This window comes from Halomonas sp. LBP4 (assembly GCF_003202205.1).
Lineage (GTDB): Bacteria > Pseudomonadota > Gammaproteobacteria > Pseudomonadales > Halomonadaceae > Halomonas > Halomonas flagellata.
The window spans coordinates 560,305-573,799 of record NZ_PDOG01000002.1 but is presented as its reverse complement, the minus strand read 5'-3'; the positions used below and the strand labels follow the sequence as shown (position 1 = coordinate 573,799).

Genomic DNA, 13,495 nt, shown 5'->3' with positions numbered 1-13,495 from the left:
ACCAGCACCTCGCCGGCCCTGGGGCCCTCGACGTCGATCTCGGTCAGCTCCAGCGGCTGGCCCGCGGCCAGGGCGACGGCGGCGCGTGATTTCATGTGACTCTCCTGCGATGGCATGGGTGATGGGGGACAATTTTCAGTCTAGATAACCCGACGGCACGAGATAAACCGCACCAACTACACTACATTATTGCCAACGAGCAATAATCCCCCCACTCTGGAGCCCCGATGCAACGCTGGGATCGAATCGAAGCCTTCGTGGAGGTGGTGCGCCTGGGGACCTTCGCGGCGGCGGCGAGCCACCTCAAGGTCTCCAACTCCCATGTCAGCCGGCTGGTCAGCCAGCTGGAGAATCAGCTCGGTACCACCCTGCTCTACCGCACTACGCGTCAGATCCGCCTGACCGATGCCGGCGCCCTCTACTATGAGCACTGCCACCACCTGTTCGACGGCTTCCGCGAGGCCGAGGCGGCCATCAACGACCTCCAGGCCCGCCCGCGCGGGGTGCTCAAGCTGACCTCGGCCACCACCTTCGGTGAACGCTTCATCGCGCCGCTGATCAATGACTTCCTCTGCCTGCACCCCCAGCTCGAGGTGCGCATGCACTTCACCAACCGCCAGGTGGACATCATCGACGAAGGCTACGACATCGCCATCCGCATGGGCACGCTCAAGGACTCGACGCTGATCGCCCGGCGGATCTGCGAGCGGCGCGAGTACGTGGTGGGCTCTCCGGCCTACTTCACCCGGATCTCGCAGCCCCACTCGCTCGCCGAACTGGCCCACCACCGCTGCCTGGTCGGCTCCCGGGACCACTGGCGCTTCGATGTCGAGGGCGTGCGCCGAGAGGTCCGGGTCGAGGGGGCCTGGGAGGCCAACTCCGGCCCGGCCCTACTGGATGCCGCCCTCAAGGGGCTGGGGCTCGCCCAGTTGCCCGACTACTACGTCGATGAATACCTGGATAGCGGTGCCCTGGTGGCGGTGCTCGATGCCTACCGCCACAGCGACACCGCGGTCTGGGCGGTCTATCCCCGCCACCGCCACCGCTCGCCCAAGGTCCGCCAGTTCATCGACTACCTGGTCGAGCATATCGGCGAGATGCTGCCGGCACCGCGCCAATCGCCCTGACCGCCGGCACCCCCAAGAAGGGCGCCCCGCGGGGCGCCCGAACGGCTCACTTGAAGTTCTTGCGCACGCTCTTGGCGATCTCGCCGACGATGCCGCTGCGGAAGCTCAGCACGCAGAGCACGAAGATCAGGCCCAGGATCACGCTCACCCAGTTGCCCAGCGGCGACTGCGCCAGTTGGGTCTGCAGGCTGACCACCAGGCCGGCCCCCACCAGCGGGCCGAACAGGGTGCCGACGCCGCCGAGCAGGGTCATCAGGATTACCTCGCCGGACATGTGCCAGTGGGCATCGGTGAGCGAGGCGAGCTGGAAGACCACTGTCTTGGTCGAGCCCGCCAGGCCGGCCAGGCCCGCGGAGAGCACGAAGGCGAGGAGCTTGTAGGCGTCGACGTTGTAGCCCAGCGATACCGCCCGCGGCTCGTTCTCGCGGATCGCCTTGAGCACCTGGCCATAGGGCGAGTGCACGGTGCGCTGGATGATGGCGAAGCCGATCAGGAAGACGGCGAAGACGAAGTAGTACATCGCCAGGTTGCTGCGCAGGCTGATCAGGCCGAACAGCTCGCCACGCGGCACGCCGTGCAGGCCATCCTCGCCGCCGGTGAAGGGCGACTGGACGAAGACGAAGAACACCAGCTGCGCCAGGGCCAGGGTCACCATGGCGAAGTAGATCCCCTGGCGACGAATGGCCAGGGCCCCGAACAGGGTGCCCAGCACCACGGCGGCCAGGGTACCCGCCAGGATGCCCAGTTCCGGGGTCAGCCCCGGGTAACTGGCCAGCAAATAGCCGGTGACGTAGCCACCGGTGGCCAGGAAGGCGGCGTGGCCGAAGGAGAGCAGGCCCGCATAGCCGAGCAGCAGGTTGAAGGCGCAGGCGAACAGCGCGAAGCACAGCACCTTCATCAGGAACACCGGATAGGCGACGAAGGGCGCCGCGAGGCCGATGGCGATCAGCACCAGATAGAGCAGGCCACGGCGCAGGCGAGCATTGCGCTGGCGCTCCATGGCCGGGGTCAGGGTTTGCGTGGTGGCCATGTCGTCATGTCTCCTTGCCGAAGAGTCCCGCGGGACGCAGCATCAGGACCAGGATCATCACCAGGAAGATCACGGTGTTGGCGGCCTCGGGGTAATAGACCTTGGTGAGCCCCTCGATCAGCCCCATGGACAGGCCGGTGATGATGGCCCCCAGGATCGAGCCCATGCCGCCGATCACCACCACCGCGAAGACCACGATCAGCAGGCTCGACCCCATGGTGGGCGACACCGGGTAGAGCGGCGCGGCGAGCACCCCGGCAAACGCAGCGAGCGCCACGCCGAAGCCGTAGGTCAGGGTGACCAGCAGCGGCACGTTGACCCCGAAGGCCTGCATCAGCGCGGAGTTCTCGGTGCCGGCCCGCAGGTAGGCGCCGAGGCGGGTGCGCTCGATGATGAACCAGGTCCCCAGGCAGACCACCAGGGCCGCCACCAGTACCCAGGCGCGGTAGGTGGGCAGGAACATGAAGCCCAGGTTGATGCCGCCCTGGAGGGCCGCGGGCGTCGGGTAGCTCGAGCCCGACACCCCGAAGAGGTTGACCAGGCTGCCCTCGGCGATCAGCGCCAGGCCGAAGGTGAGCAGCAGCCCGTAGAGGTGGTCGAGGTGGGCGATCCGGCGCAGCAAGTAGCGCTCGATCACCATCCCCAGCCCCCCCACCACGAGAGGCACCAGCAGCAGGGCCACCCAGTAGTTGATCCCCAGGTACTCCAGGGCCAGCAGCGCCGCGAAGGCGCCGAGCATGTACTGGGCGCCATGGGCGAAGTTGACGATCTTCAGCAGGCCGAAGATCACCGCCAGCCCGAGGCTGAGCAGGGCGTAGAAGGCACCGTTGATCAGGCCCAGCATCAGCTGGCCCATGAACACCGCCAACGGCACCCCGAATATCATCGTCATGGCATGGACCTCCCGTCAGGGGCGGCGGCCGAGGCCGCCGCCGGTTCGGGCTCTGCTCAGTTCTGAACCAGGTCGCACTGGCTCTCGGAAAGCGGCCGGTAGGCCTCCTCGGCGGGGATGGTGGCGAGGATCTCGTAGACGTCCCACTCTCCGGTGGACTCGTCCGGCGACTTCACCTGGGCCAGATACATGTCGTGGACCATGCGGCCATCCTCGCGGATGCGACCGTTACGGGAGAAGAAGTCATTGACCGGGGTCCCTGCCATCCTTGTCTTGACCGTCATGGGGTCGTCGGTGCCGACCTCCTCCATCGCCTTCAGGTAGTGCATGGTGCTGGAGTAGATGCCCGCCTGGACCATGGTCGGCATGCGCTCGGTGCGCTCGTAATAGCGCTCTGCCCACTCGCGTGCCTCGTCATCCATGTCCCAGTACCAGCCGGTGGTCAGCAGCAGGCCCTGGGTGGCCTCGAGCCCCATGGCATGGACATCGCTGAGGAAGATCAGCAGGCCGGCGAGCTGCTGGCCGCCCTGCACCACGCCGAACTGGCTAGCTGTGGTAATGGCATTGACGGTATCGGCACCGGCGTTGGCCAGGCCGATGATCTTGGCCCCGGACCCCTGGGCCTGAAGGATATAGGAGGAGAAGTCATTGGTCGGAAACGGATGGCGAATCTTGCCGACGATGGTGCCGCCGCTGTCCTCCACCACCTTGATCACATCGCCCTCCAGGGCATGGCCGAAGGCGTAGTCGGCGGTGAGCAGGAACCAGCTGTCGCCCCCCTGCTCGACGACCGCCTTGGCGGTGCCGTTGGCCAGCGGGTAGGTGTCATAGACCCAGTGGATGTGATTCGGCGTACAGTGCTCGTTGGTGATGCTCGAGGCCGCGGAGCCGGACACGATGCCCAGGCCGTTGTGCTCTTTCAGGACATTGGTCACGGCGATGGTCACCGAGGAGGCCACCAGGCCCGCGACCAGGTCGACGTTCTCTTGGTCGAACCAGCCGCGCACGGTGTTGGCACCGACGTCGGCGCTGTTGCGGTCGTCCGCGCTGAACACCTCGATGGGCGCGCCATTGACGCTGCCGCCGAAGTCCTCCACGGCCATCTCGAGGGCCACGAGACCGCCCGGGCCGGCCAGGTCACGGTAGGTGCCGGACATGTCGGCGAGATAGCCGATGCGTACCGCGTTGTCGCTGATCTCGGCCTGGGCGCCGGTGGCCATCATGGCGGTGGCGGCGAGGGCGATGCCGCTGGCGAGGGTCTTCCTGAGGAAAGTCATCTTCGTCTCCATGGGCCCCGTCGGGGCCTTTGTTGTTGTAGCAGTGGTGAGTAGTGAACGTTGCCCGGATGTTGGGGGGAACGAGCGAGCGGCGCTCAGACCCCCAGCAGCGTGTTGAGGTGATCGCGTCGCGAGGGTAGCTCGGCGGCGCCGATCTCCTCGATGATCTGGCCGTGTTCCATCACGAAGTGACGGTCGGCCAGCGGCGCGGCGAAGCGGAAGTTCTGCTCCACCAGCACGATGGTCATGCCGCGCGCCTTGAGCTTGACCAGCACCTCGCCCAGGGCCTGGACGATGACCGGGGCCAGCCCCTCGGTGATCTCGTCGAGCAGCAGCATGCGGGCGCCGGTGCGCAGGATGCGCGCCATGGCCAGCATCTGCTGCTCGCCCCCCGAGAGCCGGGTGCCCTGGCTGCGCCGCCGCTCGTAGAGGTTGGGAAACATCGCGTAGATGTCGTCGATCGACATGCCGCCGGAGCGCACCGTGGGGGGGAGCAGCAGGTTCTCCTCGACGTCGAGGCTGGCGAAGATGCCGCGCTCCTCCGGGCAGTAGCCGATGCCCTGGCGCGGGATGCGGTGCGGCTTCATGGCCAGGGTCTCGGTGCCGTTGATCACGATGGAGCCGGTGCGCCGTCCGACCATGTTCATGATCGCCTTGAGGGTGGTGCTGCGCCCGGCGCCGTTGCGCCCCAGCAGGGTCACCAGCTCGCCGCGCTTCACGTCGAAGTCGACGCCGTGCAGGATGTGCGACTCGCCGTAGAAGGCGTGCAGGTCGCTGACCCGCAGCATCTCGGCGCCGTCGAGGTCGTGATAGTCGGTGATCTTCTCGGCCGCCTGGCTCATGCGCTGGCCTCCTCTTCCGCCGCCTCGCTGCCCATGTAAGCCTCCCGGACCCGCGGATCGCGGGAGACGCTCTGGTAGTCGCCCTCGGCCAGCACGGCGCCGCGGGCCAGCACGGTGATGCGGTCGCACAGCCGGCTGACCACGCTGAGGTTGTGCTCCACCATCAGCACGGTGCGCCCCTTCGAGACCCGCCGGATCAGCTCGACGATGCGGTCGACGTCCTCGGCGCCCATGCCCTGGGTCGGCTCGTCGAGCAGCATCAGGGTGGGCTCCAGCGCCAGGGTAGTGGCCACTTCCAGGGCGCGCTTGCGACCGTAGGGCATCTCCACGGTGAGCACCTCGGCGTAGTCATCCAGGCCGACCTCCTCGAGCAGCGCGAAGGCGCGGTCGTTGAGGTGATCGAGGGTGCGCTCGGATTTCCAGAAGTGGAAGGAGGTGCCCATGGGGCGCTGCAGGGCCACACGCACGTTCTCCAGGGCGGTCATGTGGGCGAACACCGCGGAGATCTGGAAGGAGCGCACCAGGCCCAAGCGAGCGATCTCGTTGGCCTTCAGGCCGGTGATCGGCTTGCCGCGATAGAGGATCTCGCCGCGAGTGGGCGGCAGGAACTTGGTCAGCAGGTTGAAGACGGTGGTCTTGCCGGCCCCGTTGGGGCCGATCAAGGCGTGGATATGCCCTTCCCGGACCTGCAGGTTGACGTCGTCCACGGCGGTGAAGCCGCGGAATTCCTTGGTCAACCCGTGAGTCTCCAGTATGAACTCCTGGGTCATGTGTCGCCTCTCTGGATCGCCTCGGACGATCCGCCATTGGTTCTGTTGTCGTTGTTGTCTGCCGTTGTGGTTGTTCTGGCCTTGCCGGCATCGGGGGCAGGTCGGTGGCGAGAGCCGGCCCCGGAGAACTCTCTAACCTTTACGTTAACGTAAGCTAGAGGAGTCGAAACCGCTCGGCAACAGTTGAATGGGCGGACTCGACCAATGGTGTAGAGACACGGAACTTCAATAGCGCACCAAACAAAAGCGCGATGCCCCGGGAGGACATCGCGCCGCGATGCAGTCATCGATTGTTCTGCAAGGTGTTTCGGAGTGCGGCCTCAGCACTCGATGGCATTGACCGCGAGACCGCCGCGCGAGGTCTCCTTGTACTTCTCCTGCATGTCGGCCCCGGTGTCGCGCATGGTGCGGATCACCTTGTCCAGCGAGATGAAGTGCTCGCCGTCGCCACGCAGGGCCATCTGGGCGGCGTTGATCGCCTTCACCGAGGCGATGGCGTTGCGCTCGATGCAGGGCACCTGCACCAGCCCGCCCACCGGGTCGCAGGTCAGTCCCAGGTTGTGCTCCAGGCCGATCTCGGCGGCATTCTCCACTTGGGGCACACTGCCTCCCATGACCTCGGCGAGCCCCGCCGCCGCCATGGCGCAGGCCGAGCCCACCTCGCCCTGGCAGCCCACCTCGGCGCCGGAGATGGAAGCGTTCTTCTTGCACAGGATGCCCACGGCACCGGCGGCGAGCAGGAAGTCGACCACATCGCGCTCATCCGCGCCGGGCTGGAACTTCATGTAGTAGTGGAGCACCGCGGGAATGATGCCGGCCGCCCCGTTGGTAGGCGCAGTGACCATGCGGCCGCCGGCGGCGTTCTCCTCGTTCACCGCCAGGGCGAAGACATTGACCCAGTCCATGGCGGAGAAGGTCGAGGCGATCAGGCTGCCGTCATTCTCCGTGGCCAGCAGGCGACGATGCAGCGCCGCGGCACGCCGGCGCACGTTGAGGCCGCCGGGCAGGATGCCCTCGTTGTGCAGGCCGGTCTCCACGCAGGCCTGCATGGCCTGCCAGATCTCCCACAGCCCGCCGCGTACCTCGGCCTCGCTGCGCCACGCCTTCTCGTTCTCCAGCATCAGCTCGCTGATGCGCAGGTCGTGCATGCGGCACAGCGCCATCAGTTCGGCGGCGGAGTTGAAATCGAAGGGCAGGGCCGTCCTGTCGCTGTCCAGCTCGCCGGAGCTGGCCTGAGCCTCGTCGACCACGAAGCCGCCACCCACCGAATAGTAGGTATTGCGATGCAGCTCCTCAGTGTGGCCATGGGCGATCAGGCGCATGGCATTGGGATGGTGCGGCAGGCTCTCGTCGTGCAGCTGCATGTCCCGGGCCCAGAGGAAGGGAATCGCCAGGTGACCGTCCAGCAGCAGGGTGCCCGATTCCAGCAGCTCTTCGATGCAGGGGCCGATGATCGCCGGGTCGATGCGATCGGGGCGCTCCCCCATCAGCCCCACGATCACCGCCCGGTCGGTCCCATGGCCGATGCCGGTGGCCGAGAGCGAGCCGAAGAGATGCACCTCGATCCGTGCCACCCGCTCCAGCAGGTCCCGGGCGCGCAGCTCCTCGACGAAGTCGTGAGCCGCGCGCATGGGCCCCACGGTATGGGAGCTGGACGGGCCCACGCCGATCTTGAACAGGTCGAACACGCTGATGGACATCTCGCTTGCTCCAGGGCGACACCGACCGTCGCCATCAAGACATTGTTTTCACGATACATGAGCCTGGCTAAATCATCCCGCTTCCGCATCGCGCATGACAGATGCCTCGACGAGGCATTTGCGCTATGTTCAACGCTCCTGCAAACCAGCACAATCGATAATATCTCGTCCTGAATTTAGCAGAGCTGAACCATGAGCCGCCATCTCAATGCCCAGACCCACGCCTGGCTGAAGGTCTTCGCGATCAGTGCCCGCCACCTCTCCTTCACCCGGGCCGCCGAGGAGCTCCATGTGACCACCGGCGCGGTGAGCCAGCAGATCAAGCAGCTGGAGGAGCGCCTGGGCTTCAAGCTGTTCCGGCGCCGCCCGCGCCAGCTGGAGCTCACCGAGGAGGGCATGCGCCTGGCGGCGGTGGTGGACCAGGCCTACCAGGCGGTGGGCCTCGAGGTGAAGCGGCTGCGCTCCGGGGTGATGAGCGGCATCATCCGCCTGCGCTCGGTGCCCTCCTTCCTCGCCCGGTGGCTGATGCCGCGACTGCCGCGCCTGCAGGCACGCTTTCCCGACATCGAACTGCACGTGATCGCCGAGGACAGCAACATCTCGCTGCGTGACGGCGACTTCGACCTGGCCATCGATCTCAACGACGGCCACTACCCCGGCTTCTCGATCACGCCGCTGATGGAGGAGCGGATCTTCCCGGTCTGCTCCCCCGCCCTGCTGCGCGGCCGCCCGCCACTGCGCCGGCCCGAGGACCTGGCCTGGTACCCGTTGCTGCATGACGTCACGGCCTGGCGCGGCAGCCACGACTACGCCGAGTGGGAGCACTATCTGCAGGCCATCGAGGCGGCCCATGTCAATGTGCGCCGTGGCTACACCTTCAACCGCAACCAGCTGATCATGGAGGCCGCCACCGCCGGCATGGGCGTGGCCATCGCCCGCCAGACCCTGATCAGCGGCGAGCTCGGTAGCGGCACCCTGATCGCCCCCTTCCCGCAGCGGGTGGCCACCGGCATGCATTACGGCATCGTGCATGCCCAGGGGGCCCTGGACGACCGCCGGGTGCTGGCGGTGCACGACTGGATCGTCGAGGAAGCGAGACGCACCGCCGCGCCGGACTGAACGCGGCCATAGGCAGCGTGGCACGATGACGATACAATACGATACAACATTGCATGTCATTGTCACCGCGGAACTCCCAGATGCCCCACGAGCTGCCTCCCGGCCAGCCCTGGCCGATCGGCTTCGCCGCCACCTGCCTGCGCGCCACCCTCTATATCCTGCTGATCGGCGCCCTGGCCCAGGGGGCCTTCCTCGAGGCACTCCACTTCCCTGAGGCACGCTTCTCGGAGCGCGGCTTCATCGAGCTGGCCCAGAGCGGGCTACTGGCGATCGCCTCGGCGCTGTTGCTCTATACCCGTCAGGTGCTGAGGCAACTGCCCACCGTCACCCTGCTGATGTTCGCCTTCATCTTCAGTTCGCTGATCCGCGAGCAGGACGCCTTCCTCGACAACCATGTCTTCGACGGCGCCTGGCAGCTGCTGGTGACCCTGGTGGTCGTGCCGAGCCTCTACCTGGTGATCCGCGCACGGCGACGCTTCCTGGCCGAATTCGCCGCCTATGCCAACAGCTTCTCGTTCGGCCTGTTCGCCGCCGGCGTGCTCGCCACCTATGTCTTCTCGCGGCTCTACGGACGCAGCGCCTTCTGGGAAGCGGTGCTCGAGGAGCACTATGCGCGCACCTTCAAGGATGCCGCCGAGGAGGTGGTGGAGCTGTTCGGCTATGCACTGATCCTGATCGCGGTGATCGAACTGGCCCTGCTGGCCCGGCGCTGGACGCTGGCTCGACAGGCAAGCTAGCCATCGAGGTGGCCGAAGCGACAACGCCCGCGGCCAAGGCCGCGGGCGTTGTCGTTGATACGGGGCCCAGGCTCACTCGTCGAGGAAGGAACGCAACGGCTCCGAACGGCTGGGGTGGCGCAGCTTGCGCAGCGCCTTGGCCTCGATCTGGCGAATCCGCTCACGGGTGACGTCGAACTGCTTGCCGACCTCCTCGAGGGTGTGGTCGGTGTTCATGTCGATGCCGAAGCGCATGCGCAGCACCTTGGCCTCGCGGGCGGTGAGGCCGCCGAGCACGTTGCGGGTGGCCTCGATCAGCCCCTCGCCGGTGGCCGAGTCGACGGGCAGCAGGATGCTGCCATCCTCGATGAAGTCACCCAGGTGCGAATCGTCGTCGTCACCGATGGGCGTCTCCATGGAGATCGGCTCCTTGGCGATCTTGAGCACCTTGCGCACCTTGTCCTCGGGCATCTCGAGACGCTCGCCGAGCTCTTCCGGTGTCGGCTCTCGCCCCATCTCCTGGAGCATCTGTCGCGACACGCGGTTGAGCTTGTTGATGGTCTCGATCATGTGCACCGGGATGCGGATGGTCCGCGCCTGGTCGGCGATCGAGCGGGTGATCGCCTGACGGATCCACCAGGTGGCATAGGTGGAGAACTTATAGCCGCGACGGTATTCGAACTTGTCCACCGCCTTCATCAGGCCGATGTTGCCCTCCTGGATCAGGTCCAGGAACTGCAGGCCGCGGTTGGTGTACTTCTTGGCGATGGAGATCACCAGGCGCAGGTTGGCCTCGACCATCTCCTTCTTGGCCCGGCGCGCCTTGGCCTCGCCGATGGAAAGGCGACGGTTGACCTCCTTGATCTCGGTCACCGGCAGCTGGACCATCTCCTCCTCGAAGGCGATCTTGCGCTGGGCACGCTGGATGTCCCCGCGCAGCGGCTCGAGGCGGTCGGCATACTTCGGGTTCGCGGCGGCGAAGTCGTCCAGCCACTCCGGGCGGGACTCGCTGCCGGGGAACGCCTTGATGAAGGTCTTGCGCGGCACCCGGGCCTTCTTGACGCAGAGCTGCATCACGGCCTTCTCCTGGGCGCGCACCTGCTCGACGCTGATGCGAACCTGATTGACCAGCCGCTCGAAATGCTTGGGCACCAGCTTGATCGGCGAGAACAGCTCGGCCAGACGCGCCTGCTCGGCAAGGGCCTCAGGGGAACGGCGACCGTGCTTCTCGATGGCGGCCTGCACCAGGGCATTCTGCTCGCGGATCTGCTCGAAGCGCGCCCTGGCCTCTTCGGGATCCGGCCCCCCCTCGCTGCTGCTGGTGTCGTCGTCCTCGGCGTCATCATCGCCGTCCTCGTCGCCGTCGAGATCGTCACTGACCTCGGGCTCGGGGACCTCCGCCTCGGCCACGCCGGGAATGCCCTCGTCGGGATCGATGAAGCCGGAGAAGAGGTCGGACAGCCGCCCGGGCACCTCTTCGTCCTGGGTGGCATCATAGGCCCCGAGGATGGACTCCACCGCGCCGGGCAGGTAGGCCAGCGCCGACATCACCTCGCGCGTGCCCTCCTCGATGCGCTTGGCGATCTCGATCTCGCCTTCGCGGGTCAGCAGCTCCACGGTTCCCATCTCGCGCATGTACATGCGCACCGGGTCGGTGGTCCGGCCGACATCGCTCTCCACCGCCGCCAGCGCCGCCACGGCTTCCTCGGCGGCCGACTCGTCGGTGGAGTGATCGGACATCATCAGGGTATCCTCGTCGGGAGCTTCCTCGACGACGCTGATGCCCATGTCGTTGATCATGCCGATGATGTCTTCCACCTGATCCGGGTCGGCGATATCCTCGGGTAGATGGTCGTTGACCTCGGCATAGGTCAGGTAGCCCTGTTCCTTGCCGCGCGCGATCAACTCCTTCAGACGTGACTGCTGCTGCGCATTTCCAGCCATAGAAACCCTATCTCGACGAAGAAGAATGAAGCACCTGAAGCACTGAGGCGGAGAAAACTCATCAAGCCGAACAGTATAGCGGTAGAAAGCACCTTTCTGCCAGTTCGATCTATTTGCGCGGTCATTCAGGTGTGTTAGGTTGTCAGGTTACGCCGGTGCTGGACGCTGTCTCCTACATGGTGATAGTAGGAGAAAATTCAACCCCGACGCCAAAGTTCCGGGGCGGCGGCGGCCCCGCGATCTCAGCCATGCAGTTCGCTGAGCAGTGCCATCAGGCGCTGCCGCTCCTCCCGTGTCAGCCGCTCCCCGGCCTTCTCCCTGGCCAGCAGGGCATCGATCTCCTCTCGGGGCGACCGGCGCCGCTGGTGTCGGCGAAAATGCTCGACCAGCCCATCCAGCTCGGCCCCCCTTGCCGTACGCGGGATCAGCAGCTCACGACCCGCCAGCGCCGCCAACCGCTCGCCCTCGTGGCTGCCGTGGAAGTGCGCCAGCAGCACCTGGGCGCTGCGGTAGCGGCCCGCCCGCAGCAGCCGGATCACGTCCCGGCACAACGCACCATCGCTATCCTCCCCCGGGCACCAGTCGTCGCCTTCGGGCACCCGCTCGATCAGGGACGGCTCGTGCACCAGCAGCTGCAGCATTCGCGCCACCAGGCTCAGCGACCCGCTGCCGGCCCCGCGCCGACTCTCCCCCCTCGGGGGCGGCGCCTCGTCTCCCGATACACCGGCCGCGTCACCCACGGCGCTCGCCTCGACAGGCGACGGGGCGTTGCGCGCCATCAAATTCTCGAAGCTTGACTGGTCGACGCCGGTACGACGCGAGAGTTCACTGAGCATCAGCGATTTCAGCACGCCCTCCGGCAGCCTGCCGAGTGCCGCCAGCACCTGGCTGGCATAGCGCTCGCGATCCTCGACGCGGGCCAGGTCGCGCCCGGCGGCCGCCTGGTCGAAGAGGAACTCCGACAAGGGGCTCGCACAGGTGATCCGGTCGTTGAAGGCCTCCGGCCCCTCGCGACGCACCAGGGTATCCGGATCCTCGCCTTCGGGCAGGAACAGGAAGCGTGCCTGGCGGCCATCGATCATCAGCGGCAGCACCGTCTCCAGCGCCCGAGTGGCCGCCTGGCGACCGGCCCGGTCGCCGTCGAAGCAGAACACCACCTCGCCCACCAGCCGGAACAGCCGGGAAAGATGCTCCTCGCTGGTCGAGGTCCCCAGCGTCGCCACGGCATTGCGGATGCCGAACTGTGCCAGGGCCACCACATCCATGTAGCCCTCGACGATCACCAGGCGCTCGAGGCGCGACTCGGCCTGGCGCGCCTCGAACAGCCCGTAGAGCTCGCGCCCCTTGTGGAACACCGGCGTCTCGGGCGAATTCAGGTACTTGGGCCTGGCATCGCCCAGCACCCGCCCGCCGAAGGCGATGGTGCGCCCCTTGATATCGCGGATCGGGAACATCACCCGATCGCGGAAGCGGTCATAGGTACGCCCGCTCTCCTCGCGGTGCACCAGCAGGCCGTACTCCACCTGCACCGCCTCGGACACCCCCCGCTCCCCCAGGTGACGCTTGAGCGCCTCCCAGTCGTCGGGGGCGTAGCCGATACCGAAGGCCTGCTGCACCTCCGGCGACAGCCCGCGACGCGCCAGGTAGTCCCGGGCGGCGCCGGCTTCCGGCATCTTCAGCCGCTCGCGGAAGAAGGATGCCGAGAGCTCGAGCAGGTTGACCCCCTCCTTGCGCTTGCGCTCCCGGGCCTGGGCCCGCGGATCGTCGGCACCCTCCCGGGGCACCTCCATGCCGAGGCGGGAGGCGAGCTGCTCCACGGCCTCGGGGAAGCGCAGCTTGTCGTACTCCATCAGGAAGCGCAGGGCATTGCCGTGAGCGCCGCAGCCGAAACAGTGGTAGAACTGCTTGTCGGCGCTGACGGTGAACGACGGCGTCTTCTCCTGGTGAAAGGGGCAGAGCCCCGAATGGTTGCGCCCGGCCTTCTTCAGCTGCACGCGCTCGCCGACTACCTCGACCACGTCGACACGGGCCAACAGGTCATCGATGAAACGCTGCGGAATCTGACCGGCCATCCTGGT

At 66.7% G+C, this 13,495-nt stretch carries 11 protein-coding genes; 3 read left to right on the top strand and 8 right to left on the bottom strand.

Annotated elements, in window-relative coordinates; all coding sequences use genetic code 11:
* Positions 1–227 precede the first annotated feature (227 nt).
* A complete protein-coding gene (locus CR157_RS09740) occupies positions 228–1,127 on the top strand; it encodes a LysR family transcriptional regulator (RefSeq protein WP_110283322.1) in 900 nt (299 codons plus the stop codon).
* A 46-nt stretch (positions 1,128–1,173) separates the two neighbouring features.
* Here CR157_RS09740 and CR157_RS09735 read toward each other — a convergent pair whose 3' ends face one another.
* The 6 genes from CR157_RS09735 to CR157_RS09710 all read right to left on the bottom strand — a co-directional run bounded on the left by CR157_RS09735 (position 1,174) and on the right by CR157_RS09710 (position 7,638).
* Positions 1,174–2,157: a branched-chain amino acid ABC transporter permease gene (locus tag CR157_RS09735; protein WP_110283321.1), complete on the bottom strand. Its 984-nt coding sequence runs from the start codon at positions 2,155–2,157 to the stop codon at positions 1,174–1,176.
* Positions 2,158–2,161: 4 nt separating this feature from the next.
* Positions 2,162–3,049, bottom strand: coding sequence for a branched-chain amino acid ABC transporter permease (locus tag CR157_RS09730; protein WP_110283320.1), 888 nt, complete (start codon positions 3,047–3,049; stop codon positions 2,162–2,164).
* Between the two features lie 56 nt (positions 3,050–3,105).
* Positions 3,106–4,326, bottom strand: coding sequence for an ABC transporter substrate-binding protein (locus CR157_RS09725; protein WP_110283319.1), 1,221 nt, complete (start codon positions 4,324–4,326; stop codon positions 3,106–3,108).
* A 95-nt stretch (positions 4,327–4,421) separates the two neighbouring features.
* Positions 4,422–5,168, bottom strand: coding sequence for an ABC transporter ATP-binding protein (locus CR157_RS09720; RefSeq protein WP_110283318.1), 747 nt, complete (start codon positions 5,166–5,168; stop codon positions 4,422–4,424).
* Positions 5,165–5,938: an ABC transporter ATP-binding protein gene (locus tag CR157_RS09715; RefSeq protein ID WP_110283317.1), complete on the bottom strand. Its 774-nt coding sequence runs from the start codon at positions 5,936–5,938 to the stop codon at positions 5,165–5,167. The genes CR157_RS09720 and CR157_RS09715 overlap by 4 nt, the downstream gene beginning before the upstream one ends.
* A 320-nt stretch (positions 5,939–6,258) precedes the next feature.
* Positions 6,259–7,638: an L-serine ammonia-lyase gene (locus CR157_RS09710; RefSeq protein WP_110283316.1), complete on the bottom strand. Its 1,380-nt coding sequence runs from the start codon at positions 7,636–7,638 to the stop codon at positions 6,259–6,261.
* A gap of 192 nt (positions 7,639–7,830) precedes the next feature.
* On the opposite strand from CR157_RS09710, the gene CR157_RS09705 reads away from it, so the two are divergent.
* Positions 7,831–8,757 carry a LysR substrate-binding domain-containing protein gene (locus CR157_RS09705; RefSeq protein WP_110283315.1) on the top strand — a complete coding sequence of 309 codons (927 nt, stop codon included), beginning with the start codon at positions 7,831–7,833 and terminating at the stop codon, positions 8,755–8,757.
* Positions 8,758–8,837: 80 nt separating this feature from the next.
* A complete protein-coding gene (locus CR157_RS09700; protein ID WP_110283314.1) occupies positions 8,838–9,494 on the top strand; it encodes a hypothetical protein in 657 nt (218 codons plus the stop codon).
* Between the two features lie 72 nt (positions 9,495–9,566).
* Here the strand turns inward: CR157_RS09700 and rpoD are convergent, their stop codons facing one another.
* Together rpoD and dnaG are read right to left on the bottom strand one after the other, a co-directional pair.
* The gene (gene rpoD / locus CR157_RS09695; protein WP_110283313.1) at positions 9,567–11,417 is read right to left on the bottom strand and encodes an RNA polymerase sigma factor RpoD; all 1,851 of its coding nucleotides are present in this window, start codon (positions 11,415–11,417) and stop codon (positions 9,567–9,569) included.
* A 242-nt stretch (positions 11,418–11,659) separates the two neighbouring features.
* The gene (gene dnaG, locus CR157_RS09690; protein WP_110283312.1) at positions 11,660–13,489 is read right to left on the bottom strand and encodes a DNA primase; all 1,830 of its coding nucleotides are present in this window, start codon (positions 13,487–13,489) and stop codon (positions 11,660–11,662) included.
* Positions 13,490–13,495: the final 6 nt, after the last annotated feature.